The sequence below is a fragment of the Sporosarcina sp. E16_3 genome (genome assembly GCF_017347125.1).
Classification (GTDB): domain Bacteria; phylum Bacillota; class Bacilli; order Bacillales_A; family Planococcaceae; genus Sporosarcina.
This window is the reverse complement of record NZ_JADPRX010000004.1, coordinates 99063-125383: the sequence shown is the minus strand read 5'-3', so window position 1 is coordinate 125383 and position 26321 is coordinate 99063. Positions and strand designations below refer to the sequence as shown.

The 26321-nt window shown below is 40.9% G+C and carries 25 protein-coding genes; 18 read left to right on the top strand and 7 right to left on the bottom strand.

Translation table 11 applies throughout. The features are described from left to right. Positions 1-80: 80 nt before the first annotated feature. The 3 genes from I2483_RS05265 (at position 81) to pyc (ending at position 5044) form a co-directional block, all read left to right on the top strand. Positions 81-362: an Fpa/YlaN family protein gene (locus I2483_RS05265; RefSeq protein WP_186669479.1), complete on the top strand. Its 282-nt coding sequence runs from the start codon at positions 81-83 to the stop codon at positions 360-362. A gap of 62 nt (positions 363-424) precedes the next feature. Further along, positions 425-1588, top strand: a complete 1164-nt coding sequence (locus tag I2483_RS05260; protein WP_207174212.1) for an FtsW/RodA/SpoVE family cell cycle protein — start codon at positions 425-427, stop codon at positions 1586-1588. A gap of 18 nt (positions 1589-1606) precedes the next feature. Further along, positions 1607-5044, top strand: a complete 3438-nt coding sequence (gene pyc, locus I2483_RS05255) for a pyruvate carboxylase (RefSeq protein WP_207174211.1) — start codon at positions 1607-1609, stop codon at positions 5042-5044. A gap of 103 nt (positions 5045-5147) precedes the next feature. On the opposite strand, the gene I2483_RS05250 is transcribed toward pyc, so the two are convergent. Continuing rightward, positions 5148-6059 (bottom strand): COX15/CtaA family protein, encoded by a 912-nt coding sequence (locus I2483_RS05250; RefSeq protein WP_275955980.1) that lies wholly within the window; start codon positions 6057-6059, stop codon positions 5148-5150. Positions 6060-6383: 324 nt separating this feature from the next. On the opposite strand from I2483_RS05250, the gene cyoE reads away from it, so the two are divergent. The 7 genes from cyoE to I2483_RS05215 all read left to right on the top strand — a co-directional run bounded on the left by cyoE (position 6384) and on the right by I2483_RS05215 (position 12925). Further along, positions 6384-7301: a heme o synthase gene (gene cyoE, locus I2483_RS05245; protein WP_186669485.1), complete on the top strand. Its 918-nt coding sequence runs from the start codon at positions 6384-6386 to the stop codon at positions 7299-7301. A 100-nt stretch (positions 7302-7401) separates the two neighbouring features. Further along, a complete protein-coding gene (gene coxB, locus I2483_RS05240) occupies positions 7402-8472 on the top strand; it encodes a cytochrome c oxidase subunit II (protein WP_186669487.1) in 1071 nt (356 codons plus the stop codon). Between the two features lie 34 nt (positions 8473-8506). Next, positions 8507-10381, top strand: coding sequence for a cytochrome c oxidase subunit I (ctaD, locus tag I2483_RS05235; protein WP_186669489.1), 1875 nt, complete (start codon positions 8507-8509; stop codon positions 10379-10381). Next, positions 10381-11007, top strand: coding sequence for a cytochrome c oxidase subunit 3 (locus I2483_RS05230; RefSeq protein WP_186669491.1), 627 nt, complete (start codon positions 10381-10383; stop codon positions 11005-11007). Before ctaD ends, I2483_RS05230 begins: the two co-directional genes overlap by 1 nt. Position 11008: 1 nt before the next feature. Next, positions 11009-11356, top strand: a complete 348-nt coding sequence (locus I2483_RS05225) for a cytochrome C oxidase subunit IV family protein (RefSeq protein ID WP_207174210.1) — start codon at positions 11009-11011, stop codon at positions 11354-11356. Between the two features lie 140 nt (positions 11357-11496). Continuing rightward, entirely contained in the window at positions 11497-12420 is a 924-nt protein-coding gene (gene ctaG / locus I2483_RS05220; protein ID WP_207174209.1) for a cytochrome c oxidase assembly factor CtaG, read from the top strand. 43 nt (positions 12421-12463) lie between these two features. Then, complete coding sequence (locus I2483_RS05215; RefSeq protein WP_207174208.1) at positions 12464-12925, top strand: DUF420 domain-containing protein; 462 nt, start codon at positions 12464-12466, stop codon at positions 12923-12925. 710 nt (positions 12926-13635) lie between these two features. Here I2483_RS05215 and ytvI read toward each other — a convergent pair. Then, positions 13636-14694, bottom strand: coding sequence for a sporulation integral membrane protein YtvI (gene ytvI / locus I2483_RS05210; RefSeq protein WP_255550273.1), 1059 nt, complete (start codon positions 14692-14694; stop codon positions 13636-13638). 146 nt (positions 14695-14840) lie between these two features. Then, positions 14841-15206, bottom strand: a complete 366-nt coding sequence (locus I2483_RS05205) for a YugN family protein (RefSeq protein WP_186669499.1) — start codon at positions 15204-15206, stop codon at positions 14841-14843. A gap of 234 nt (positions 15207-15440) precedes the next feature. Between I2483_RS05205 and I2483_RS05200 the strand changes: the two genes are divergently transcribed. Beyond that, complete coding sequence (locus I2483_RS05200) at positions 15441-16511, top strand: CAP domain-containing protein (protein WP_207174207.1); 1071 nt, start codon at positions 15441-15443, stop codon at positions 16509-16511. A 13-nt stretch (positions 16512-16524) separates the two neighbouring features. Here the strand turns inward: I2483_RS05200 and I2483_RS05195 are convergent, their stop codons facing one another. Next, positions 16525-17256 carry an amino acid kinase family protein gene (locus I2483_RS05195; protein WP_207174206.1) on the bottom strand — a complete coding sequence of 244 codons (732 nt, stop codon included), beginning with the start codon at positions 17254-17256 and terminating at the stop codon, positions 16525-16527. Between the two features lie 110 nt (positions 17257-17366). On the opposite strand from I2483_RS05195, the gene I2483_RS05190 reads away from it, so the two are divergent. Together I2483_RS05190 and I2483_RS05185 are read left to right on the top strand one after the other, a co-directional pair. Beyond that, on the top strand, positions 17367-18806 hold the full coding sequence (locus I2483_RS05190; protein WP_207174205.1) for a UDP-N-acetylmuramoyl-L-alanyl-D-glutamate--2,6-diaminopimelate ligase: 1440 nt from the start codon (positions 17367-17369) through the stop codon (positions 18804-18806). Between the two features lie 57 nt (positions 18807-18863). Then, positions 18864-19304, top strand: coding sequence for a YlbF/YmcA family competence regulator (locus I2483_RS05185; protein WP_255485306.1), 441 nt, complete (start codon positions 18864-18866; stop codon positions 19302-19304). Positions 19305-19490: 186 nt separating this feature from the next. On the opposite strand, the gene I2483_RS05180 is transcribed toward I2483_RS05185, so the two are convergent. Next, positions 19491-20402 carry a glycerophosphodiester phosphodiesterase family protein gene (locus I2483_RS05180; protein ID WP_207174204.1) on the bottom strand — a complete coding sequence of 304 codons (912 nt, stop codon included), beginning with the start codon at positions 20400-20402 and terminating at the stop codon, positions 19491-19493. Between the two features lie 484 nt (positions 20403-20886). Here I2483_RS05180 and I2483_RS05175 point away from each other — a divergent pair, with 484 nt between their 5' ends. Beyond that, the gene (locus tag I2483_RS05175) at positions 20887-21159 is read left to right on the top strand and encodes a YlbG family protein (RefSeq protein WP_067211526.1); all 273 of its coding nucleotides are present in this window, start codon (positions 20887-20889) and stop codon (positions 21157-21159) included. Positions 21160-21162: 3 nt separating this feature from the next. On the opposite strand, the gene I2483_RS05170 is transcribed toward I2483_RS05175, so the two are convergent. Beyond that, positions 21163-21558 carry a DUF7147 family protein gene (locus tag I2483_RS05170; RefSeq protein WP_207174203.1) on the bottom strand — a complete coding sequence of 132 codons (396 nt, stop codon included), beginning with the start codon at positions 21556-21558 and terminating at the stop codon, positions 21163-21165. Between the two features lie 95 nt (positions 21559-21653). Here I2483_RS05170 and I2483_RS05165 point away from each other — a divergent pair, with 95 nt between their 5' ends. Genes I2483_RS05165 through coaD form a run of 3 tightly spaced genes read left to right on the top strand, consistent with a single transcriptional unit; the run spans position 21654 to position 24134 of the window. Next, positions 21654-23093, top strand: a complete 1440-nt coding sequence (locus I2483_RS05165) for a hypothetical protein (RefSeq protein WP_207174202.1) — start codon at positions 21654-21656, stop codon at positions 23091-23093. Further along, entirely contained in the window at positions 23090-23638 is a 549-nt protein-coding gene (gene rsmD / locus I2483_RS05160; RefSeq protein ID WP_207174201.1) for a 16S rRNA (guanine(966)-N(2))-methyltransferase RsmD, read from the top strand. Before I2483_RS05165 ends, rsmD begins: the two co-directional genes overlap by 4 nt. Before the next feature lie 10 nt (positions 23639-23648). Beyond that, positions 23649-24134, top strand: coding sequence for a pantetheine-phosphate adenylyltransferase (gene coaD, locus I2483_RS05155; RefSeq protein WP_207174200.1), 486 nt, complete (start codon positions 23649-23651; stop codon positions 24132-24134). Positions 24135-24183: 49 nt separating this feature from the next. Here the strand turns inward: coaD and I2483_RS05150 are convergent, their stop codons facing one another. Next, the gene (locus I2483_RS05150) at positions 24184-25104 is read right to left on the bottom strand and encodes a hypothetical protein (protein WP_207174199.1); all 921 of its coding nucleotides are present in this window, start codon (positions 25102-25104) and stop codon (positions 24184-24186) included. Between the two features lie 129 nt (positions 25105-25233). Here I2483_RS05150 and I2483_RS05145 point away from each other — a divergent pair, with 129 nt between their 5' ends. Next, positions 25234-26280 carry a SepM family pheromone-processing serine protease gene (locus tag I2483_RS05145; RefSeq protein ID WP_207174198.1) on the top strand — a complete coding sequence of 349 codons (1047 nt, stop codon included), beginning with the start codon at positions 25234-25236 and terminating at the stop codon, positions 26278-26280. Positions 26281-26321 lie beyond the last annotated feature (41 nt).

The following is a 26321-nucleotide window of genomic DNA, read 5'->3' as shown; positions in this document are numbered from 1 at the left end:
CGCTTGCTTTTTCTTGTTTTGAAAGATACAATTTATTGATAATAACCATAAAGAAATAAAAGTTTGATGGGGGCGTCCTCATGGATATAGAATTGCAGGAAACATATCAGCAAAAGGCAATGAAGCAGCTTCAAGCCGATGCTGATAAGATTGGTCAACTAATAAAAGTACAGATGGACCATTTGACGATGCCTCAGTGCCCACTCTATGAAGAAGTGCTGGATACACAAATGTATGGCTTGTCTCGTGAAATTGACTTTGCTGTAAAGCTAGGTTTGATTGATCGTCCGAAAGGCAATGAAATTCTTTCTTTACTTGAGAAAGAAATGACAGTGTTGCACGAAGTATATACGAGAAAATAAGCCAAAGACTCAAACTGACATAATGGTTTGAGTTTTTTGTTTAATGAAAAAGAGGTAACCCTATGAAAACTTATGCTAGAAAACTATTTCGCTATTTTGATTTTCCACTGTTTTTTGTTTACCTGTTACTTTGTCTGTTCGGATTGGTCATGATTTACAGTTCAAGTATGGTTGTAGCGGTGGGTCGCTATGATTATCCGGCTGATTATTATTTGCAAAAACAGCTGTTAAATTTAAAACTTGCCATCCCCGCTTTCTTTTTGGCGGCTTTTTTTCCGTACAAAAATTATAAACGAAAAAATTTGATGATATTTGCAGTAATAGGTATGTTATTTCTATTGTTTTTGGTTCATTTCATTGGTTCAGGTGATCATGTCGGAGCAACTAGTTGGATAAAAACACCTTTTGGGAATCTGCAACCTTCAGAAGTTGCGAAATTGGTTCTAATTGTCTATTTTTCTGGTGTTTTTGCAAAAAAATACGAGTCAGGTACAATTGACAATATTAATCAATCAATACTACCGCCAGTGGTTATTCTAGTATTGGCAGTCGGTTCTATCATGCTTGAGACAGACATCGGGGGTTCGTTCATTATTATCATCACTGCACTTTCCGTCCTTGCAGCGAGCGGTATTAAAAAAAGAACATTTATGAAAATAAGCGGAATAATTTCTGTAGGGCTTGTCTTTGCTTCCCTTGTTCTTTATTTTAAATGGGAAGCGATTGTGACTCCAGGTAGGGCAGGCCGTATACTGTCATTCCTGAATCCATTCGATTATATCCAAGGGTCTGGTTATCAGATTGCGAACGGCTATATTGCGATCGGTTCTGGTGGTTTACAAGGGCGAGGGCTCGGCAATTCTATTCAAAAAAGGGGCTATTTGCCGGAACCGCAAACAGATGTCATTATGGCGGTAATTTCGGAAGAATTAGGCCTTCTTGGTGCTATTATCGTAATCGGGGGACTTGGTTTTATCGTCTTAAGGGCTTTATCTATTGCATTGCAGGCAAAAGATCCCCATGCGCGCATGCTGGCTGCAGGAATTGGGAGTATGATAGGAATTCAAACATTTGTTAATTTGGGCGGCCTGACGGGGTTAATACCGCTTACAGGGGTTACGTTGCCGTTTATTAGCTATGGCGGTACTTCTGTTATTCTGTTATCTTTAGCTTTAGGAATATTAACGAATGTCTCAATGTTCGTAAAATATGAAAAAAACAATTAGAAAAGGAAGTGCCTTGTGATGGAACAGATTAAGAAAATCCTTGTAGCCAATCGTGGAGAAATAGCAATACGAGTTTTTCGCGCTTGTACCGAATTGAATATTCCGACGGTGGGTATTTATTCAACAGAAGATAGTGGGTCATTCCATCGTTACAAGGCAGATGAGTCTTATCTTGTCGGAGAAGGTAAGAAGCCAATTGATGCTTATCTTGATATTGAGGGGATTATCGCGATAGCGAAAGACTCTGGCGCGAATGCGATTCATCCTGGTTATGGATTTCTTGCTGAAAACAGAGAATTTGCAAAGCGTTTAGAAGAAGAAGGAATCATTTTCATTGGTCCAAGTTCAAAGCAATTGGATATGTTTGGAGATAAGGTGAAAGCACGTGAGCAAGCTGTTAAAGCGGGAATTCCAGTAATCCCAGGCAGTGACGGTCCAGTTTCTACAGTCGGAGAAGTCGCAATGTTTGGCGAATCGAATGGTTATCCAATCATTATTAAAGCATCTCTTGGCGGTGGAGGACGCGGAATGCGGATTGTGAATTCTGCCGAAGAAGTCAACGAGGCATTTGAACGTGCGCGGTCAGAAGCGAAATCTGCATTTGGATCGGATGAAATGTATGTCGAGAAATACATTGATAAACCAAAACATATCGAGGTTCAAATCCTTGGAGATACATACGGCAATATCGTCCATCTATTCGAGCGAGATTGCTCAATTCAGCGCCGTCATCAGAAAGTCGTCGAAATAGCACCTTCGATTTCGCTTGAGGATGGGTTAAGGGAAGAAATTTGCGAAGCGGCAGTAAAAGTGATGAAGAATGTTAATTATAAAAACGCTGGAACCGTGGAATTTCTCGTATCGGATGGTCGATTTTATTTCATCGAAGTAAATCCCCGTATTCAAGTTGAGCATACAATCACAGAAATGGTGACGGGTATTGATATCGTTCACGCGCAAATTCATATTGCAGATGGGAAAAGCCTTCATGATAGTGAAACGGGTATTCCCACACAGGACAAGATTCCGTTATTCGGATTTGCAATTCAATCTCGCGTGACAACAGAGGATCCATTGAACGACTTCATGCCGGATTCTGGAAAACTATCTGTTTACCGATCGGGCGGGGGATTTGGCGTCCGTTTAGACGCGGGGAACGGGTTCCAAGGGGCTATCATCACGCCGTACTATGATTCATTACTTGTTAAAGTATCTACATGGGGTATGACGTTCCGTGAAGCTGCTTCCAAAATGGACAGGAACTTACAGGAATTCCGGATTCGTGGCATCAAAACGAATATCCCGTTTCTTGAGAATGTTGTGAAGCATAAAAACTTCTTAACAGGTAACTATAATACAAGCTTTATTGATTCAACACCTGAATTATTCCTGTTCCCAGCCCGCAAAGACCGTGGAACGAAAATGCTTAATTATATTGGTAATGTTACGGTTAATGGATTCCCAGGAATCGGAAAACAATCAAAGCCAGTCCTTCATCCTGTGAGAAAACCACTAGTTGACCTACTTACACCGCCAAAACCGGGTACAAAACAGATTTTGGATGAACGCGGTGCTGAAGGGCTTATTAAGTGGATTAAAGAACAAGACGATGTACTTTTGACGGATACAACATTCCGCGATGCACATCAATCTTTGTTGGCTACACGGGTGCGTACTTCCGATATGACGTCAATTGCGGCTGAATCGGCAAGGCTGATGCCAGATCTGTTTTCTTATGAGATGTGGGGCGGGGCGACATTCGATGTTGCTTATAGGTTCCTGAAAGAAGATCCATGGGATAGGTTATTAAAACTGCGAGAACAAATTCCAAATGTGCTTTTCCAAATGCTGTTCCGTGGCGCAAATGCTGTAGGTTACACGAATTATCCAGACAATGTTATCCGGGAGTTCGTTAAGAAGTCAGCTGATGCTGGGATTGATGTATTCCGTATTTTCGACAGCTTGAACTGGATTAAAGGCATGGAAGTAGCAATTGACGCAACACGTGAAGCAGGGAAAGTCGCGGAAGCGGCAATTTGTTATACAGGGGATATTCTTGACGATTCTCGAGCGAAATACACGGTTAATTATTATAAAGAGATGGCAAAAGAACTTGAGTCAGCTGGAGCCCATATCCTTGCTATAAAAGATATGGCAGGTCTGTTAAAACCGGAAGCAGCTTATCGACTTGTATCTGAATTGAAAGCAACAGTTGACATCCCAATTCATCTCCATTCGCATGATACGAGTGGAAACGGTATTTATATGTATGCCAAAGCGATTGAGGCTGGCGTAGACATCGTTGACACGGCTTTAGGATCAATGGCAGGTCTAACTTCACAACCGTCGGCAAGTTCGCTACACTACGCGCTGCAAGGTGGTAAACGCAATGTACGTGCAAACGTGAAGTCGCTTGAAGATTTATCGTACTACTGGGAAGATGTTAGGAAGTATTATCAGCACTTTGAAAGTGGCATGATGAGCCCACATTCGGAAATCTATGTTCATGAAATGCCTGGTGGCCAGTATTCTAACTTGCAGCAACAAGCGAAAGCGGTAGGTCTAGGGGAGCGCTGGGAAGAAGTGAAGGGCATGTATTCTCGGGTTAACCTGCTATTCGGGGATGTTGTGAAAGTGACACCTTCATCGAAGGTTGTTGGCGATATGGCCTTATTTATGGTGCAAAATGAACTTGACGAAAAGTCAGTCCTTGTACGCGGAAAGTCCATCGATTTCCCGGAATCAGTTATTGAGTTTTTTGAAGGGTATATCGGCCAGCCATATGGCGGATTCCCGGAAGAACTTCAAAAAATCATTTTAAAAGATCGCCAAGCGATTACTGTCCGTCCTGGAGAACTATTGGAAGATGTTAATTTTGAAAAGCTACGGGATGAATTGAATATTAAATTGGAACGGCCAGTTACCAGTCATGAAGTACTTTCTTATGCCCTATATCCCAAAGTTTTCGAAGAATATTCCCAAACCAATAAGCTGTTCGGGGATGTATCTGTTATTGATACGCCTGAATTCCTATATGGAATGCGTCTCGGCGAGGAAATCGAAGTAGAGATTGAAAAAGGGAAAACGTTGATTGTTAAACTGGTGTCGATTAGCGAACCTCAATCAGATGCAACAAGAGTAATTTATTTCGAATTGAACGGCCAGCCGCGCGAAGTCATTATTGAAGACATGAGTGTTGAGTCTGTCACAGTTAGGAAACAAAAAGCGGATACTTCAAATGCTGCGCATATTGCTGCTACTATGCCGGGAACTGTCTTGAAAGTTGCAGTCTCAAAGGGAGCGAAAGTGAAGAGAGGCGAACATTTACTTATCACAGAGGCTATGAAAATGGAGACTACGATTCAGGCACCTTTCGATGGAATAGTAAAAGAAATATATGTAGCTGCTGGAGAATCGATAGCTACAGGCGATTTGCTCGTTGAATTGGAGCAATAAAAAAACAAGAGCACTCGAATTAAAATTCGGGTGCTCTTGTTTTTTATGTTAATAAGTTGGGTAGACAAGTAGAAAGGATTGGTCTGTGGCCGGTCCTTTACATTCATTTGGATAGTTTACTTCTCGATACAAGTAGGATCATGTAGGTTAACAAACCGAATAACAACGTGATAAACAATGAATGAAGCAAAGCAATATAAAGGTTTAGTCTGGTCAGAACAACCATCATTCCTGTTGTTGCTTGGAGCGCTACAAGTATAAATGCGATACTCCAGCCCCAATAGATGACGCGCTGATTTTTGTAATGTCGGATTGCATGAATCATGATGACCAATAACCAGATGAAAATAAGTGCCGCGGCGGTACGGTGACCCATCTGAACCCATTCGAACAGGTTACGTGGAAGGGCGAAGGCATCGTTCTTGCATAACGGCCAGTCTAGACAGGCAAGCCCAGACTCTGTATGACGGACAAGTGCTCCAGTATAAACCACAAAGTAGGAGTAAACGGATACACCAATTGTATGCCATTTCAAGCGTTTACTTATTTGTAACTTATCTGCATCAAACTTTCGATCGACTTCAAATATAAGAAGGGTTAATAGAAGGACCGATGCAAAGCTTAAAAGTGAAATACCGAAATGAAGCGCAAGTATGAAATCGCCTTGACCCCATAATACTTGAGCCGCGCCAATCAATGCCTGTAATATAAGGAAGAACACGGCTGCGATTGCTAGGAATTTTGTTTCCCTTATGTGGCCGATAGATCTCCATGACCAGACAGCTAATACGACAATCAAGATACCGACAGACCCAGTTACCAGCCGATGTGAAAACTCAATAAGTACTTCTGCGGTAATTTCGTCGGGAATAAGTTGTCCGTTACATCCAGGCCAATGTCTTCCGCAGCCCATGCCGCTGTCGGTTTTTGTAACAAGCGCCCCACCAAGTAAGATTAAAAGCATACCTACTGTAGAAGCAACGGCAAACCATTTTAAATATCTATTAGATTGCAAAAAATAACACCTACTTTTTTATTGATGACCTTTGTATAAAAGGTCCCTGCTTTTTTGATGATAACGAAAAAACAGTAAAAAGACAACGAAGAATGGCTGAAAACGCCTCACTAATGGTCCTTTTCACAAATTGTTCATAAAGAAGACGCTTTAACTTCACAAAAGACCTATCGAAATGATTTACTATAGAGAGGGTTGAGTATTAAATGTGTCGATATTTAAAGGTATTCGGTAGAAATTTTGTATATGTATAGAAATACTACCCGAATTTCGCTATAGTTAATTATAGCGGTTAACGCTCACAACTTTGGAAGGAGGGGTAACTTGTCAAACGGTCATACAATTTCCACACCTGTCGAATCGAATGTAGTGACGGCGTCTCTTTATAAGGACTTCCTTGCACTCATTAAAATCGGCATTGTTAATTCGAATATGATCACAACTTTTACTGGACTATTTCTTGCTTTTCAGTTCACTGGTAAAAACTTTCTATATAATATAGATTTGCTCGTCTATGCTCTTCTTGGAACGGGATTGATAATTGCTGGATCTGCGGCACTTAACAACTTGATTGATCGGGATATTGATCCTGTCATGACGAGGACGAAATCCAGACCAACAGTTACCGGACGTTTCAAGGCGCCGGCTGTATTGACACTTGCGCTGACTTTCATAGTAGTAGGCGAAGTGCTTTTGTTTTCTGCTTCTGTAGCAGCCGGTCTTTGGGGACTTGCAGGTATCTTCAGTTATGTTGTACTCTATTCGATGTGGTCGAAACGTAGGCATGTCGCTAATACAGTAGTTGGAAGTATTTCAGGGGCAATACCGCCTTTAATCGGATGGGCTGCGGTTGAACCAGCACTCGGTGCAGGAGCCCTGGCTTTATTCCTGATTATGTTTGTTTGGCAACCACCGCATTTTTATGCACTGGCGATGCGTCGGACAGACGAATACCGTGCGGCAAATATACCAATGCTACCTGTTGTAAAAGGTTTTGCCAGAACGAAGAAATCGATGTTGGCATGGGTACTGTTTTTATTTCCATTGCCGTTTCTACTGACTGAGCTAGGGGTAGGCTTCTTAGTACTTGCGAGCGCGTTGAATATAGGGTGGCTGTATTTAGCACTTAAAGGGTTTAAAGCGAAAGATGATATAAAGTGGGCAACGGGTATGTTCATCTATTCATTGAATTACATGACAATCCTTTTTGTTGCTATGATTATTTTCTCGATATTCATCTAACATATCGGAATTCTTTCTTTGCATAGGAATTCACATAAAGAGGTCAACAGTCCTCACAAGAAGAAAAACATTTTTTTAGAAAGAGAGGTATCATTAAGCGATGATGAAAGGACTCAAAAAGTGGCGTCTTTTTTCTTTATTAGCAGCTCTTACCGTGTTTCTAGCGGGATGTGGTCAAGAAGAGCTATCCACACTACTTCCGGCTGGTCAGGTCGGGAAAGATCAATTCAAATTGCTGATGTTATCATCAGGAATCATGTTACTGGTTATTCTAGTAGTTGTGATTATCTATGTAGTAGCAATTGTTCGTTTTAGACGTTCGAAACTGGGCGAGGACTTTGTTCCTGAACAAGTTGAAGGAAGCCATACATTAGAACTTGTATGGACGGTTATTCCTGTTCTCCTCGTTCTACTTCTAGCTGTTCCTACAGTTTATTACACATATAAACTAGGTGATGTTAGTGCGATGCATGAGGTCAATGAAGATGGACAGTCAGAAAGTTTGGTTGTAGATGTTACAGCGAAGCTGTACTGGTGGGAATTTGAATACCCTACTCTCGGAATTGTTACAGCGCAGGAACTTGTTGTACCAACTGGAGAAAAAGTATATTTCAACCTCCTTGCAGCAGACGTTAAGCACTCCTTCTGGATTCCAGCAATCGGAGGTAAACTCGATACAAACGTTGAAAACGTTAATAAATTTTATTTAACGTTTGATAAAGAATCACAAGACCTGAAAGACGGCGTATTTTACGGTAAGTGTGCAGAGCTTTGTGGTCCATCACACGCACTTATGGACTTCAAAGTGAAAACGTTAGCACCTGCTGAATTCGACAAATGGGTAACAGCAATGCAAGCAACTGGCGAAGAATCGACAGATGTTGCTGCAGCTGGTCAAGGTGAAGTATTGTTCCAACAAAGCTGTATTGCATGTCATGCGGTATCTGCAGTCGGTGAAAGCGGAGCGATTGGACCAAACCTAGCGTCATTTGGTGACCGTAATCGCGTCGCAGGATTCATGGATCACACGCAAGAAAAAGTAGTTGAGTGGCTTTCTGATACTCAAAAACAAAAGCCAGGAAACTTAATGCCGTCATTTGGTGAAAAACTTTCTGACGAAGAACTAAACGCAATTGCTGAGTACCTCATGGGACTTTCAGTAGAAAAATAACTATTAACGTGAATTTGAAGAGGAGGTAAACAAATTGAGTTCAGTTGCTCAAAAAAGAGGTTTTGGCGCAACGCTATGGGATTGGCTAACAACAGTTGACCATAAGAAGATCGGTATCCTTTATCTCCTAGGTGGAGGATTCTTCTTCGTAGTCGGCGGTATAGAAGCAATGATCATTCGTGTGCAACTTTTAACGCCAAACAACGATCTCGTCAGTGCGGGAATATTTAACCAAATTATTACGATGCACGGAACGACGATGATATTCCTGGCGGCCATGCCTATATTAATTGGATTTATGAACGCCATTATGCCACTCCAAATTGGAGCGCGTGATGTAGCATTCCCATTTCTTAACTCACTAGGTTTTTGGATGTTCTTCTTCGGTGGGGTATTCCTGAACATATCATGGTTCTTTGGTCAAGTTCCCGATGCGGGTTGGACTTCTTACGCATCGCTAGCAATGGCATCTGAAGGACATGGTGTTGATTTTTATGCAATAGGACTTCAAATTGCCGGTGGTGGTACGTTATTAGGGGGGATTAACTTCCTCGTAACGATTATCAATATGCGTGCACCAGGGATGACGTACATGCGTATGCCATTATTCACATGGACTACGTTTGTTGCATCAGCTATGATTCTGTTCGCATTTCCACCACTTACAGTAGGACTTTTCCTTCTGACATTTGAAAGAATGTTTGGAGCTAACTTCTTTGATCCTACAATGGGTGGAAATACGATTATCTGGGAGCATATTTTCTGGATATTTGGTCATCCTGAAGTATATATTCTGATTTTACCGGCATTCGGTATTTTCTCGGAGATCTTCTCGATTTTCTCTAGAAAACGACTTTTTGGTTATTCAGCGATGGTATTTGCTACCGTCCTTATTGGATTCCTGGGCTTCATGGTTTGGGCTCACCATATGTTTACAGTTGGTCTTGGGCCAACAGCAAACGCAATCTTCTCTGTAGCGACAATGGCTATTGCGATACCTACTGGAGTTAAGATATTTAACTGGTTGCTTACCATATGGGGCGGAAGTATAAAAGTAACAACACCGATGCTTTGGGCATTGGCCTTCATCCCAACGTTTGTTATGGGTGGAGTTACGGGTGTTATGCTAGGTACTGCACCACTTGATTACCAATTGCATGACACATACTTTGTTGTTGCTCACTTCCACTATGTAATCGTGGGTGGTACTGTATTCGGAATAATTGCTGGTACTCATCTATATTGGCCGAAAATGTTCGGTACAATGTTAAATGAAGCACTAGGTAAAGTAACGTTTTGGTTCTTCTTTATCGGTTTCCATTTAACGTTCCTAATTCAACACTGGTTAGGCTTCTGGGGAATGCCGCGTCGTGTATTTACATACATGGATGGTCAAGGTTGGAACTCAGCAAACGTAATTAGTTCTGTAGGAGCATTATTTATGGCTATTGGTATTACGATCATGGTATATAACATAATCGTAACTTCAATTAAAAATGTACGTGTAGCAAATGACCCTTGGGGTGACGGGCGTACGCTTGAATGGGCGATTGAATCTCCACCAGTATTCTATAACTTCGCACAGACACCACTTGTACGTGGTCTTGATACAGTGTACATCGAAAAAATGGAAGGTAATCTGTCGGGAATTACTCCGGCTGAACCTGTTCAAGATATTCATATGCCGAATGGTTCATTCATTCCATTCATGTTGAGCTTAGGTCTGTTCATTGCAGGATTTGGTGCAATGTTCCGCACTGAAGAACCATGGGGAATGGCAGTTCTTATTATTGGTCTTGTCTGGACTTTCGCTGCTATGGCAATGCGCTCATTGAAAGACGATCTTGGCTTCTATGTTAAGAAAGAAGACATCTTAAAAGATATGAAACGTAAAGGGGGACAAAAATAATGGATTTGAATAAAAAATTCACCCCTGAGACGTGGCCTGATCATCCGGAAAAAGCAACGTTAGAGGCAAAGAATAAATTTGTTGGATTCTGGCTGTTCCTAGGCGGAGAGACAATCTTGTTCGCAACGCTTTTTGCGACCTATCTTGCTTTAAAGAACAAAGGACCAAGTGGATTTAAGTTTTCAACACAAGAACTTTTTGAATTACCGCTTGTCTTCGTCATGACGTTGCTTTTATTAACATCATCTTTGACGAGTGTATATGCGATGTATCATTTGAAAAACTACAATTTCAAGAAAATGCAGCTATGGCTTGCCATTACTGCATTCCTTGGACTTGGTTTCCTTGCGCTTGAAGTGTATGAGTTTGTACACTATATACACTTAGGCTTCACGTACGACAACAGTGCATTCAGTTCTGCATTCTACACGCTTGTTGGGACGCACGGTTTCCACGTAGCAATCGGACTTGTCTGGATTACGCTACTCATCTTCCGTAACTCAAAGCGCGGCCTGAACTTGTATAACGCACCAAAGTACTACACATTCTCGTTATACTGGCACTTCATCGACGTTGTTTGGGTATTCATCTTCACTGTAGTCTACTTGATGGGAGTGATAGGTTAATATGGCGGACGTTCAAGTTTATAAAAAGTCACCAGCTGAATTTAACTTAGGGCAAAGACGCGCACGTAAGTCAATGCGCGGTCAGATTATGATGTTTTCGCTTATGATTTTCTTAACGATTATGTCGTTCTCGATGGTTATGGCTTATCAAGCTGACGTAATTGGATTTTCTAAATACTTGATTATCCCAACGCTAATGCTTTTTGCAGCCGTACAAGTTGGCCTACAATTGTATTACTTCATGCACATGAATGAAAAAGGGCATGGTATTCCACAAATGTTCATGTATACGGGAGCTATTCTTGCATTCACTGTTGTATTAACATTTACAACAATTATTTGGTGGTAATAGTAATAGTCGAAAAAGCCTATGGAAGATTTATTTCTCCATAGGCTTTTTCTTTTTTATCAATTGTCATCGTTCGTACATTGAGTTACACCGCTTTTAGTTTTATAATAAAGAAAGACTTTAAAAAGGGAGCGATGGCAATGCCTTTAAGTATATTTGGATTTCGAGCTTTGTGGAGTCCGTGGTTCTTACTAATTATCATACTTGGTATGGCTTTATATTTATTATTGACGATTAAAATGCGTCATCGATTTCAAGATACACATCCCGTTACTAAAAACCAAGTAATCTTATTCATGTCCGGAATGGTTCTGCTTTATGTTGTCAAAGGTTCACCAGTAGACTTGCTTGGTCATATTTTATTTTCAGTTCACATGGTGCAAATGGCGGTTCTATTGCTAATGTGTGCTCCATTGATCATGATGGGTATCCCTAACTGGATGTGGAAAAAGGTTTTTGATATTAAGATTCTTGACCGTATAATCACTTTCTTTACTAAACCGATTCTTAGCCTATTGGTATTCTGTGGTATGTTTTCCGTTTACCATATTCCACTTATTTTAGATAATGTGAAATTAAGTGCTCCATTGCATACGATTTTTACACTAACGTTATTTGTTGCAGCAGTGTTTTTCTGGTGGCCAATCATTAATACGTTGAAGGGGCAACCGAAGCTTCATGGCTTGAAAAAAATCGGCTATATTATATTAAGTGCAATTTTAATCACACCTGCGTGTTCCCTTATCATTTTTGTCGATGTACCTGTATATGAAACATACAAGTCTGGAGAAGCATGGTTACAGGCGATGGCACTTTGTGTACCGGCAAGTACACTTTCAGGATTGGCGGGCTTAGGCATTTCAGGTCCTGAATTATTTACCAATATGCCTACATTAGTTGATCAGCAACTAGGCGGAATTATCATGAAAGTTTTACAAGAAATCATTTATGTTGGTGTCCTTGGTAGTATTTTTATTAAATGGTATAGAGAAGAACAGGAAAATGCAGAAGAAATTACTGCTAACGCATTATTAGAACGTCAAAAAATGACATTGTATAGATAATAAGCTAAATACAGAGACGTTTTACCATCAGGGGGAATAATGAATGGATCTGCCCTTACTACCTACAATTAGTACATTTTTTATTATTCTTTCAGCTATACTAGTTGCAATAGGATGGTACTTAATCCACAAAAAGAAAATAGAAGCGCATAAGAAAACGATGCTGGCAGCCGCAGTAGCAGCAATTCTTTTTTTAATCATTTATGTGTCGAGAACTATATTGGTCGGTAACACGTCGTTTGGTGGACCGGATAATTTGAAAATCTATTATACGGTTTTCCTTATTTTTCATATAGTGCTTGCAACATCGGGTGCCGTATTTGGTGCTGTGACGATTAATGCGGGGCTGAAGAATAATTTGGTCAGGCATCGGAAGCTTGGTCCAATCACGAGTGTCATTTGGTTCTTCTCAGCAATAACAGGTCTTGCTGTTTATTTACTTCTTTATGTTTTTTATAAGGGTGGAGAAGTAACGTCAATGTTTAAAGCGATTATTGGTTTCTAACAATAAAAAACGCTCTCACATTTGTGAAAGCGTTTTTTGTCACGTCTGTTGATTTACTGAAAATAACCAGTACACAAACTGGGTGCTACATGTATAGTTGCATTTGGATTGAATGACTTCTACACATTTCTCCCGGTAATCGTATAGTGGTCCTTCATCCTTCGCGCTCTAAATGCATACGTACACGAAGTGCATTTGGAGCTTTTTGGGACGAAAGAAAAGCTGGCTTCTTACCTGGAGAAAAGCCGCCAAAGATGCAATTTTGGCGGCTGAAACTTTCTATATAGTTTTTTCTTTTTTTATTAAAGAAGTGTCACTTTCTATAAGGCATCATATGATTAGATGCATAAACTTTGCTGAAAGTAAGCAAGAAGCACATTATACAACGTGAAAGAGTGCCCGGAATTGCATCTTCGGGCACATACACTCTCAATAGAAAGTCATCTACTCTTTTCTTCCCAAACAACTGCATTTTTCACTTGAATAGTGTAGGAACGCGACAGGCAACTATTCGCAACAGGATTACTGAAAAAAGTGTGGCTAGAAGTGACGGAGTCACTTCTAGCCACACTAGGACCCCTCAGTAAATCTGTCATGAATAGTTTGCCGAAAGCAGAGCGGAAATATACCGGTGAAAATGGAGGTATTCAAGCCCTCCTCACTAGTGTTTTATGCAAGTAAATGGTTAATCAACAGACGTTTTTTTTGGTTTAAATCCTAAAATTTAACTTGATGATTCCGGCTTCACGGGCTGTAGTAAAGAGGATGACAACTAATGGTCCGATAAAAAATCCAAGGAAGCCAAATAGCTTGAGTCCTATAAACATGGCGATTAGTGTTGGGAGCGGTGATAAGCCAATTTGAGATCCCATCACTTTAGGTTCTACGGTTCGTCGTATAATCAGTAAGACAGCTGCTAGAATGGCCAATTGCGTCCCTGTTGCGACATCTCCAATGATTAACATATAAAGTGACCAGGGGGCTAAAATGATTATTGATCCCAAAATAGGAATAACGTCAATAATCCAAATGACAAGCGACATGACAATTGCATATTTAGGTATGATCAGTAAAAGACCGACAAAAGTGACCGCTAGGATGATTAAACTGACAAGTAGTTGCGCTTTCAAGAATCCGAAAATAACAGAATTGAGCCGTGTAATCATAAATCGAACTTTTTCTGCAGTTGACGTTGTTAAGTGTCTAAATAGCATTTTTTTTAATTCAGGCAATTCAAGCATAAATAAAAATAATGCAATGATGAAGACGATAAAACTGACAAGGAAGTTTGGAATTTCTGTCATAAGGGACATAATCTTTTCATAGCTTAGTAAATTAAGGATAGATTCACGAATGGATTCAAATACATTTCTAAATTCCTTTTGAACACCAATGACAATTTCTTCGGGCATTCCGGAAGTATATTGTAGAAGCTTACTTTGACTGGAAATCCACACACCTGACAATGAATTAAAATAGCCGGGTGCTGCTTGTGTAAGGTCAATAATTTTCCCAATCAATTGTGTAACTGTGAAATAAAGTAGGGACGTAATAATTGCTAGGATGAAAATAAAAACGGAGATAACTGATACTTTGCGATTCCATTTGAATTTCTTTTCAGTAAGCTTTACCAAGGGATCAATGATTAGCGCGGTAAGCAGCGCTAAAATGATTGGCAATGAAACGGGCAAGATAAAAACACTAGCCAAGATGATGAATATTAAAGTTAATGTTATAATTAAATTACGTTTTGTGAGCCATTTGGACAATGGGCATTCCTCCATATTTATTCGCTGTTTCAATTATAACCAACTGATCGCTGATTGAGTAGTAAAGCATGGCAGATGTTTTTTTTACTGCTAAAAGACTATAAAAAAACTGACGAACATTGAGTTCGCCAGTCTTCAGTAAAAAATTATTTTTTAAGGTTATAAGGTTCTAGTGCTGCACTTACTGCTTTCAATGTTGCCGCACAGTCCTTCAGTAAGCTTTCTGGGAAATGTTCCCCTTCGCCATACTCAACGCCGTGCGGATAATAATGCTTGCCGACAACCGGCTTTTTAAGGATCATAGTCGCATTGCGTGTATCAACATCGCCATCAGTTGTATAACTGAATACACGCAAATAATATGTACCTTCTTTAATCATATATTTCTTATCAAATGTTGCCCGTTCGTAGTCCCATTGACCTGCGCGGACAAGGTCGTGTTTTAACATAATTTCATCAAGTATTGATAAGTCGGTAACAATATTTTCAATTCCTGTATCTTCAATATACATAGTTTATATCCTCCTTATATATCGTCGAGCCAATTCCCTATACCTATTTATAATAGAACAAATCATCATCAGTTGCAATGACAACATTGTGTCAAGAAACATATGATTTAATAAATAAGACAAACCTCAACAATTTTAACAGTTTGACGAAGTATAATGAAAGAGGATATCTGTTATTAGTATTAACCCTAAAAGAACTGACTAAACTATATACTCAAGAAAGTAGGTCGAAAAATGAAAGCACTTTGGAAAATAATATTTCTACTCATCATCGTCCTATTGGTATTTTATATTATGGATGATCGAGTTAAAGAAAATAAACCGCTTGAGTCGCCTGTGAAACATGGGGCGGCCATCCCAGTGCCTGGAACTGGAGATGGATTACCTATACCGCAAGCTGCACGGCCAGAATCTGGCATATCCCTGCTTGTTGGTAAGAGTGTAGACAGTCTATTTGAACAGCTGGGTAAGCCAGACCGTATTGAGCCGTCGACCTATGGTTACGATTGGTGGATATATAATGAAGATCAGGAGTTAATGGTGGGCGTATGGGATGGGAAAGTGAACCAAGTTTATACTGCAGATTTACCCTCAAATATTGACCCTTTTGAGATTGGGCAGGATGTGCAAGACATCTATCGATTTACGATTGTTGAGTCAGAAGTGGCTGTACAAATCGGAGAAAGTATCTATACATTTACATTGAACAGTGATGACGTGAATAACAGGTTGCTTATTGAATATGAGAATGTCTATGCACAACTTTATATCGATGGTGTGGATGGGAAATTGGAAGCGATACGTTTCATTGACCCAATTACACTAATTCTACACCAACCCTATGACATGTCTTATATGGGTGAAATCGTCAGTGCTGAACGCCCATCGTCATCAATGCAGATGGAAGTGAACCGGGCAATGGAACGTCAAATTTTTGGGTTAACGAACCTTTATCGAAAAAATCATGAATTGAATGAACTTTTAAGCGATTACGATCTTGCTGTTGTGGCGCGAAAACATAGTGAAGATATGGCGCTTGAAAATTACTTTTCCCATGAATCCCCAGTGACCGGAAATCTTGCGGATAGGCTAAAAGAGGCGGGAATTGAACATCGTAAAGCACGTGAAAATATTGCATTCAACTATGTGGATGCAATAGAGGCGGTCCATGGTTGGCTTAATTCTCCCGCACACCGTGAAGTCCTGCTTCAAAAGGATGTCACACATCTTGGGACAGGTGCTTATGGGAAATATTATACACAGGTTATGATTCGCGAGATTGCTGAAGAAAAAAGGCAGCAATGAAGTTCATCGCTGCTCAAGGAATAATCCATGTTCCTGTCTCCGTACTGGCTACACCTCTTATATAAAGAGGTGTAGCCGTTTTTATTGCATGTAATGCGGCCCGTTTTTGAATGACAGGTCTTTCACAATCTAGAAGTGAAATGAAATCGTCCAACTTCAGTAGATCCAGTTTGCTGGGGTTCTCCACTTCGCGCGGATCATGACTCATAACGCCAGGTACGTCTTTAAAGAACTCAACGTGGGACGCTTGAAGTGCTCCAGCAAGTGCGATTGCAGATAAGTCGCTGCCACCTCTTCCAAGTGTCATGACATGCCCTTTGTTATCAATTCCTTGAAAGCCTGGAATAATGACACAACGGGTTAGTTTAAGGGTTTCAACAATAGTGACAGGGTTGATGTGGTCAATCGTAGCATCTCCAAATTCTCCAGAAGTCATTATACCAGCCTGGATGCCGTGCAGGACCGTGTTTGGGACGCCTGCCCGTGTTAGTTCAGCAGACATAACTGCTGCAGCGATGAGTTCACCACAAGACACTGCAAGGTCGCTTGCGGCTGCCGAAGATGAAAGAGCGTCCGTGAGCTGAAGAAGGCTGTCCGTGGAATAAGGATCTCCATAGCGACCAATGGCGGATACGACTACAACGACATCGCCAAACTCATTCAGTCCATCTTTTATATGGTTAATGCAATTCAATCTCATTTCTTCATTTTTCATTGCTACCCCACCGAATTTCTGGATGATCATAAGGCCCCCAACTTTCTTCGTGACGTTCATTGAATTCTTTTCATACGATAAAGTATGTTCGCTCTCAATATATTCATTTTCACAGAAAAATGTTCGGGAAGGGGAGAGTGGTGCTGTTTTTAACGGAGCTTATAAAAGACTGGCCTTGTACAGTCACTGGCGGGGAACTCAGGACTGTTGTCACGGGAATAACCGAAGATTCTTCACGGGTAAAGAAGGGAGGCGTGTTTGTAGCCAGGAAAGGTAATCTGAGCGATGGTGCAATGTATATTAAAAAAGCGATTGAACAAGGTGCTGCAGCAATTGTTATTGATAGAACGAATTTGACTGAAATACCGCCTGATGTTGTTGTTATTACGGTTTCGGATTGCACAAAATTCATGTCCCATGCAAGTGCACAATTAGTTGGTAATCCCGCGAAAAGAATGAAGGTGATTGCGGTGACTGGAACAAATGGAAAAACGACAGTCACACATTTCATCGGTCAATTATTGAGTAAACTTGGAAATAGGGCGGCTGTTATCGGTACGACGGGCATTTTTATCGATGGGGTTAAAATTGACTATGAATGCCCCAAAATGACAACATTACCAGCGGAATATCTTCATCCTTTATTAAAGAAATGTGTTGATGAAAATGTTAGCCATATTGTTCTTGAAGCATCTTCACTTGGATTGTCTTCGAATCGTCTAGATCATTGTGATATTGACATTGGAATATTATTGAATATTGGAACGGATCATTACGAAGAACATGGTGGAAAGCCTGCTTATATCAATGCGAAAAAGCGTTTAATTCAAATGGCAAAAACAATGATTGTTAACAATGACGATAAACAATGTGTGAAAATGGTTAAAAATGCAACTGTTCCACTGGTTTACTTTGGGATGAACCCGTCGGCTGACGTCCGAGTCCCAGAATTAAAAATGAATCCTGACATACTGGGTCATTATAATCGGATGAATACATTAGCGGCAATTAGCGCACTACTTGTCCTTGGCTATTACGTAGATGATATTTTGCTACACTGCGAACTGCTGCAGCTCCCAGAAGGTAGATTGCAGCAACTAGAGCGTGATGGTGTAAAAGTTTACGTAGATTATGCTCATACGCCAGATGCGCTCGAAGCGGTATTACAGACGTTGTCCAATTCATGTTATGGGAGACTGATTACAGTATTTGGTTGCGGCGGCCAACGAGATAAAGGAAAAAGAGCTGAGATGGGTAAACTTGCTGTTCTGTATTCTTCAAGTGTCATTGTGACATCAGATAATCCAAGAAACGAAGATCCTAAAGCAATTATTTCGGATATTATGGAAGGCTTCGGAGGAGAGTGTTCGGCGATTGAAGCTGAACTCGATCGGAAATATGCGATTCGGAAAGCGATTTTCTGCGCAGCGCCGGGTGATATCGTCCTTATTGCTGGGAAAGGTCACGAAAAATCGCAGCACACGGCTGATGGCCTACTACCATTTTCCGATTTCGAAGAGGCAGCACATGCTCTTTCTGAAAAAACGTTCTTGGATATTAAAGAAATAAATATGGAATAGGTGCATGTTTACCATCTCTTCTGTTATGATAAATGAATGATTGGAGGGGATCATTCTATGATGACAGACGAATGGATCACCATCATTGAAGATGCAGAAGACCTAACGGCAATGCTGCTTTCTTCTGAAGCGGTGGCTGAATACCGTAAAGCCCATGATGATGTCTATTCAGACACGGAACTTGTGAAATCAATTCAAGAGTTCACGGCAATGAAGGAACGTTATGAAGAAGTCCAACGATTCGGAAGATACCATCCGGATCATAATATAGTAATGAAAAGTATCCGCGTACAAAAACGTGAGCTTGATATGAACGAGCGGGTGGCAGCGCTTCGATTGGCTGAGAATGACGTTCAATATATATTTGACGAAATTGGTTCAATCATCGCTAAATCGGTTTCGGATGAAGTAAAGGTTCCGGCAGGCAGTGCATTCTTTTCCGACTCATCTTGTGGAGGCAGTTGCGGCACTGGCGGAGGCTGTTCGTGTTCGGCTTAAAAACAAAAGCGGAAGCGAGTGTTCGGACCCGAGCCTCTAGACGTGAAATTTCACCTTTCGCAGGTTATCCACAGTACGAGATTGTATGATTTCCTAAGCTAGCATAAAAGTGTAGGGAGTCTAGACGTTAAAAAAACAGGTTGCATCCGTGTCGGAAAGTCGACACGTGGTGCAACCTGTTTTTGTTTAATCGCCAACGTTTTCTTGCACGATTTTCATAGCAATAGTCGGTCTATCTGTGATAAAACCTGCCGCACCAACATGTAAAAGTTTAACGAACGACTCATTATCGTTCACACCTTCAAAATAAACGGGGATATTAATTTGGGTAAGAAACTTGATGAAACTTTCGGTGCCGAGAGAAAATACACCCAGTTTTTCTGGGATTTTGAACAAATCTGCACGTGGGCTATAGAGGTGACCGAACATACTAGTAAAAGAGGCATATGCTTTTTTCACTTCGTTATCACCCGCACCAGTAGCTACTTTGTTTTGTGCATACAAGTTGAATCTGTCGGTCTGTTCATCGAATGAACTTGTTACAGCGACACAGTCTTCAGCACCCAGCTCTTCGAGAAGTCTCCAAAGTTTGGAAGGCATCAAGCTTCCTTCGTATGTATCAGGAGAATCTTTCAGATTAATAGCAATTAGCATATGTGGAAATCTTTGTATCAGTTCACGAAGAGAAAGAATTTCTAGGTTCTTTCCTCGATAAGAATGATTTCCTTCCACATCTTCAAACTGATAACCTGCATCAGCCATTTTTAATTCGCTTAGGGTATAGTCTGCAACTCTTCCAGAGAAATCTGTTGTCCGGTCTGCAAATTCATCGTGGAAAACAATGATTTCTTCGTCTTTTGTTAAACGGATATCGACCGCAAAGCCATGTACGCCAAGTTCAGCCGATTTTGAAAATGCGGCTAGTGTATTCTCAGGGGCCTCAGCTAGTCCGCCGCGGTGGGCTAGAATGACTGGTTTATCGAAAGCGAGCGCTTTTTTACCTTCACGTGGTATCGGTTTTGAGACAACTTTTGAAGCTGCCCACGCGGCAACGCCTGCCGCACCTACTGTAAGGGCCACATTTGTTTTTCTACCCATTTAGATGCCTCCTCATGAATCAGCTCTATTTCCATCATTATAGGGCAAAAGATTAATGTTGTCAGCAATGTTCAGTGACTAGATCTAGGCACATTATGTCTAGCTACAGGAAGTGGCGTATTAGACCGCCTTCCTTATTGCTGATAAAGGCAATTAACACCTTTATGTTCAAGTCCTCCGGGAGGGATTGAACCGCATCCCTCCTACTTGTCGCATCTACTGGGCGCCTTCCGCTTTTCTTATTGTCCAGCTTCAGGCGTCAGCCCCTCGAGTCGCTTGGGCCTACAGGATGTAGGACATGCAGTCGTAGCCACAGGAAGTGGCGTTTTAGACTGCCTTCCTTCTTGAATATATAGGCAAAGAACGCCTTTTTCCTGGGGCCCTCCAGCGCTTGACTGGGCTACACGACGCCTTCCGCTTTTCTATTGTTGCAGGGCTTTTCAGTCCTATGGTATTGTATGGGTTAGGAAAAGAGGGGAAATCTATGATCGATCGTCAAGGTATTATTGTCTATCTTCATCATTTGAAACAAGCAAAATCATTTCGAAAATACGGTCATGTTCATTATATATCACGCACTATGAAGTATGTTGTCCTTTATTGCAATATGGAGGATGTTGATACGGTCATGGGGAAAATAGAACGTCTTCCATCTGTAAAAAAGGTTTTGCCATCATACCGCCCATTTGTGAAAACGGAATACGAAAATGCCAAACCGGATAAAGCGAAAGAATATGATTATAAAACCGGATTATAAGAATTATCTTAATGGGGGGAGCAGTTTGTTGATGCGCAAAATACCAATTGTGTATTGATAAAACAACTCTGTTTCTGCAAATACTGAAGAGTTTTTCAACTCGATAACAGCTGGCGTGCTCCCAACCTTTTCCGCTGTTTCCTCAAAGAGAAGCCTTCTTTTTGATTTAATGGTATTCTGCTGGATAATTCCTTCTCGGCAAATGTAAATAGGCATGAATTTACCGTCATTTGCAGGTTCGAATGCTGCTGCAAGTGACAGTGCATGACCTGATGGTGTTTCTGAGGATAAGATGAATGTCCTATGCAGGCGGTCGCTATTCGTCTTGATTAATTCACATAGTTCATAAACGTCACCATATCCTTCGCCGAGCTCTATGAATCGTTGGTTTAATATCATACATAACACTACCTTTCTGAATACGTAAATCTAGTTTCATCATACCATTGTGAACCCGAAGGCGCATTCATCAATTCATTCTAGGGGGGGAGGATTTGAAATTTATCGTAAGGACTATGATCCTTTTACTGATTGTAAATGGTCTTCTAATTTATATGCATTATTATCAAGCAGTAGGAGCAGATAGCAAGGGGCTTAGTGTTGCAACGTTCACGCAAGAGATTGAGGTAATAAATCGTCCCGACGCTCTTCATGTCCGCCAGCACTTTAGCGGCTTATCTGACGCGCGCCATGAAATTGTCTGGCCAAAAGCTAGCACCAATCGTACTTGTTATCTTGCGGACGCAACGTCCTGTAATCGATTGGACGAGAATTCGATAGCCTTTCTTGAAGGGGATAATGAACGCCAATCCATTTCGTATGAAATACCCAAAAAAGGGACTATGAAACAAACAGCTCTATTCAATGAATCGTTCGCTGTCCTACATGGCTCCTCTGCCTCATACACATTATTCCATATGACCGATGAAACAGGGATTGGTGGATTATGGGTCAATGGCTTGGAGCGAGTGGGTACTAAAAAAATGACGAACATCAATTATGCATTATTCCGTGGCAAGGGTGAGGTCAAGGATCTTTATTGGCAACGAAATAATTTGCCCGTACTCTATTCTGGGGATAGACTTTCGGTATTTGGTGAAAGCGACAATATTGAGCCACTTAGGGAAGTGGATAACACGCTTAAAACACTTGATGCCAACCATTCAACGATTGTAATTGATGATACACGTCCGGCTGTTAATGCTACCCGGTTTATCGTTGCCAAAAGTGTGGATGTAGATAAAGTATCTATCCGATTGCTAAGGGAAAGTATGTATGCACGTTTTATAATACCGGAAAACGAACGCATGACGGCCGAACTGGTAGCTTCGGTTCTAGGAGAAACGCCAATAGGACTCGGGAAATCACGTAAAGCTTATCAGGTGTTTACTGAAGCAATTACAGAAGATGAACTTGAACAATTTAAAAGTTTATTGAACGATATGACAGGGCAAGAAGTGAATGCATCTGTATTGGACGCGTTAGCCGGTGAGGTAACAGGCTTTAAGACATCGTACTTCACGAAAAATATCCATGCTGATACAGCCGCGCATCCGTTTTTAATCGAAGACCCACGAGAAATCAAGTTTGATGGTGTAAGTACCACAGATATCCGAATTATATTGAAGGATGGAAAGACCTTGTATCCAGCGAAGAAAATTTTGAACCTAGCGGGCTATACCATTACATCGAATGAGCGGTCCATTTACGTTGAAAATAGCATTAGGAAATTTAGATTTCCCAAGAAAGAACTCTTTTATGTCTACAATGAACAAAAATACAATGTCGTAACGATGCCATTTGAAGTGCTTGAAGGTGACTTTTATTTCGAAGAGAGTTGGTTTAAACGGTTGTTCCTATTAAGTATCGAGAAAACGGCAGATACGATTGATATCATTAGGATGTCAACATTAATAGAGGAGGTCGGCAAGTGAGAGTTGTTGCAGGAACTAGAAAAGGTATTCCCCTGAAATCTTTACAGGGGACAGATACACGACCAACATCGGATAAAGTGAAAGAGTCCGTATTCAATATTATAGGGCCATACTTTGACGGGGGAGTTGCAGTAGAATTGTTTGGTGGTAGTGGATCTCTTTCCCTCGAAGCTTTATCAAGAGGAATCGATGAGGCTTTCATATTTGAAAAAAATGTGAAAGCATGTGCGATTATTAAAGCGAACGCGGAAAAATGCCGATTTACGGAAGAATTACATATTCAACGTGCGGATGCTAGAAATGCTGTTAACGTTTTGAAGGTGCAAGGGAAGAAAGCTAAACTTCTTTTTATCGATCCGCCGTATGCGGAAACTGCATTTTATGATTTGGCGCAAGACTTTGTAGAAGCAGATCTTCTGACTGAAAACGCTGTCATCGTTTGTGAGCATGAAAAGCAATTGGAATTACCAGAAGCGTATGGTACCTATTACAAGATAAAAAGTTCGGTGTATGGAAATAGCGCTGTATCTATTTATGAGAAATGAGGTTTCAATAATGTCGAAAATTGCAGTTGTGCCCGGAAGTTTTGATCCGTTGACGAATGGACATCTAGATATTATCAAAAGGGCAGCGAGGGTTTTCGGTGACGTCAGAGTCGCCGTGATGAATAACTCCTCAAAAAACTCACTGTTTACAGTTGAAGAACGTGTGGCACTTATTGAAGAAGTGACGTCGATCTTTCCGAACGTGAAAGTGGAGTCGTCTTCTGGATTGCTTGTTGATTATGCGAAAAGTGTTGAGGCATCTGTAATTGTTCGTGGATTACGTGCTGTTTCTGATTTTGAATATGAAATGCAAATCACGTCCATGAACCGTTTTCTTGATGAGAGTATCGAGACATTTTTCATCATGACGAACAATCAGTATTCATTCCTTAGCTCCAGCATTGTCAAAGAAGTAGCGAAGTACGGCGGCGAAATTTCAGGACTTGTGCCAATTCAAGTTGAAAAGGCATTAAAAAAGAAATACCAAAATCGATGATTGTTAAATGGTTATGATGAAATTGACTATTCATCATAACCATTTTAGTTTAATAAATAAGGTAGAAGATTACCGGAACGACAATGACGCTCCAAATTCGTCCGATTACGTAAGGAGTCATTGAGATATTGCAGGCCTTTGCGATGACAAAAACTTGCATATGGATACTTAATCCGTTCATGGAAATGATTGCGGCGATAAGAAAAGGGAAAATTGGCATACCATAAAAGTGATCTGTTGCTGATTGAACACCTGACGTCATTTCGAAAATGGCTAAGGCAAATGTTTTGGAAATCCCCATCTCCACGGTAAATACTGAAGTAATGACTGTTGAAAGAACGGTTCCGAGCGAAGAAAAGAAAATGACGGTGGTAGCCACAAGAATTATGATTGTCGAACTTTCCTTGATCGCGTCAAGAAGCGGCATCCCTTTTACTTTCTTCGGAAGTTGTGAAAGGGGCATTTCTACATCGCTTCCGCGGTTCAAAAATACTAACGCTAGTAAAAAGAATAAAACATTCGCGATATGGATGGCTGCAAGCAACTTCCACCCTGAGCCTACATTTCCAAATAGTTCTGTTCCGACGAAGCCAATGATAAACATCGGCCCAGGTGCATGACATGCAGCTAGAAGTAGACCGCTTTGCTTTTGCGATAATTCACCGTTTTTCATCATTTCGGTTACGGTTACGGCACCGACCGGGAATCCGCCAAACGATCCAAGTACGTATGCTTTCAAAAAACGCTTCCACTTAGGTGCTTTCCGTGTGCGATTGGGCATTTTTAAAAGCCATTGTGTCAATATGATATATGGCAGTAAATAAGGAAGCAGTGCATGGATAAATAACTGTGCACCGGCTTCGGCCCCAGCATGTGCAATGCTTGGCTGTAAAATGAACAGAATGATAAGTCCCCAAATAACTGAAAGATTTATCATATGATAAAGGCGTGCATGCATTCCGTTGACCACGCACTCGGCTCCTTTCGATTTCCAAGCATGACGAAAAAATGAGTAGTAAATCTTTTGTCAGTCTTTTTTTGGTGCTACACTTATATATATGTAAAGAAAGTACAGGCTATTAACGGAGGTGTACCTAAAATGAGAAAGAAACGATTCGGTATGATAGGAGTTTTGCTTGTCATCATAGCCATTTTATTCGTTTACCCACTTGATTCTTATATATCAAAGCCGGGAGGGGCATATGACTTGGATCCACTCGTCGAAGTGGTTGGTGGAGATGACAATGATATTGGGACGTTCAGTCTTATGACGATTTCTGTTTCAAAAGCGACATCAGCTTCTTATGTTTTATCCAAATTTAGCGATAAGATGAAGCTTCTTCCTGCTGAAAATGTAAGAAGAGATGGAGAAAATGATAAGGAATATAATATCCGGCAGAAGAAACTTATGACTGGTTCACAGTTCAATGCGATTACAGTTGCTTTTGAAAAAGCGGGTATACCTGTTGATATCGAGTATGATGGTGTATTTGTCATGATGGTCCTCGAAGGTGGCGCGGCTGACGGTATCTTGGAACTTGGTGACAAGATTCGGGTGGTTGATGGTGTGAAGTTGGAAGAGTCAGGACAATTTTTTACACTTATTGGTGATAAAAAACTGGGAGATGAAGTAAAGATTTCGTTAGAAAGGGATGGCAAGAAGCTCGATGTCACGCTTGTCTTGAAAGAGATACCTGATAGTGATGGACGTGCAGGACTCGGCGTACGTTTTGAAGAGGATCGGACACTCACGACCGATCCGGAAGTTGATTTCAAAACATCGAATATAGGTGGACCGTCTGCGGGACTGATGTTCACGCTTGAAATTATGAACAAGTTGCTTGATGAAGACCTCACGAAAGGATATAACATTGCTGGAACTGGAGAAATGTTGGAGGATGGAACCGTCGGAAGAATTGGGGGAGCGGATTTTAAAGTGATTGCAGCATCCCGCCAAGACGTGGAAATATTCTTTGCACCAGCAGACGATTTGCCTGATGAAGTAAGGGCGGCGAATCCTGGAATACTGACTAATTACGAAGAAGCTGTAAACATGGCAGAGAAAATCGGCACGAAAATGAAAATTGTACCGGTGAAAACTATAGATGATGCACTTGATTATTTAGCGACGTTGGAAGAGAAGTAAATCTTCATGTCCTTTATGCTCCTAGAGATTGTTTGGTGTGT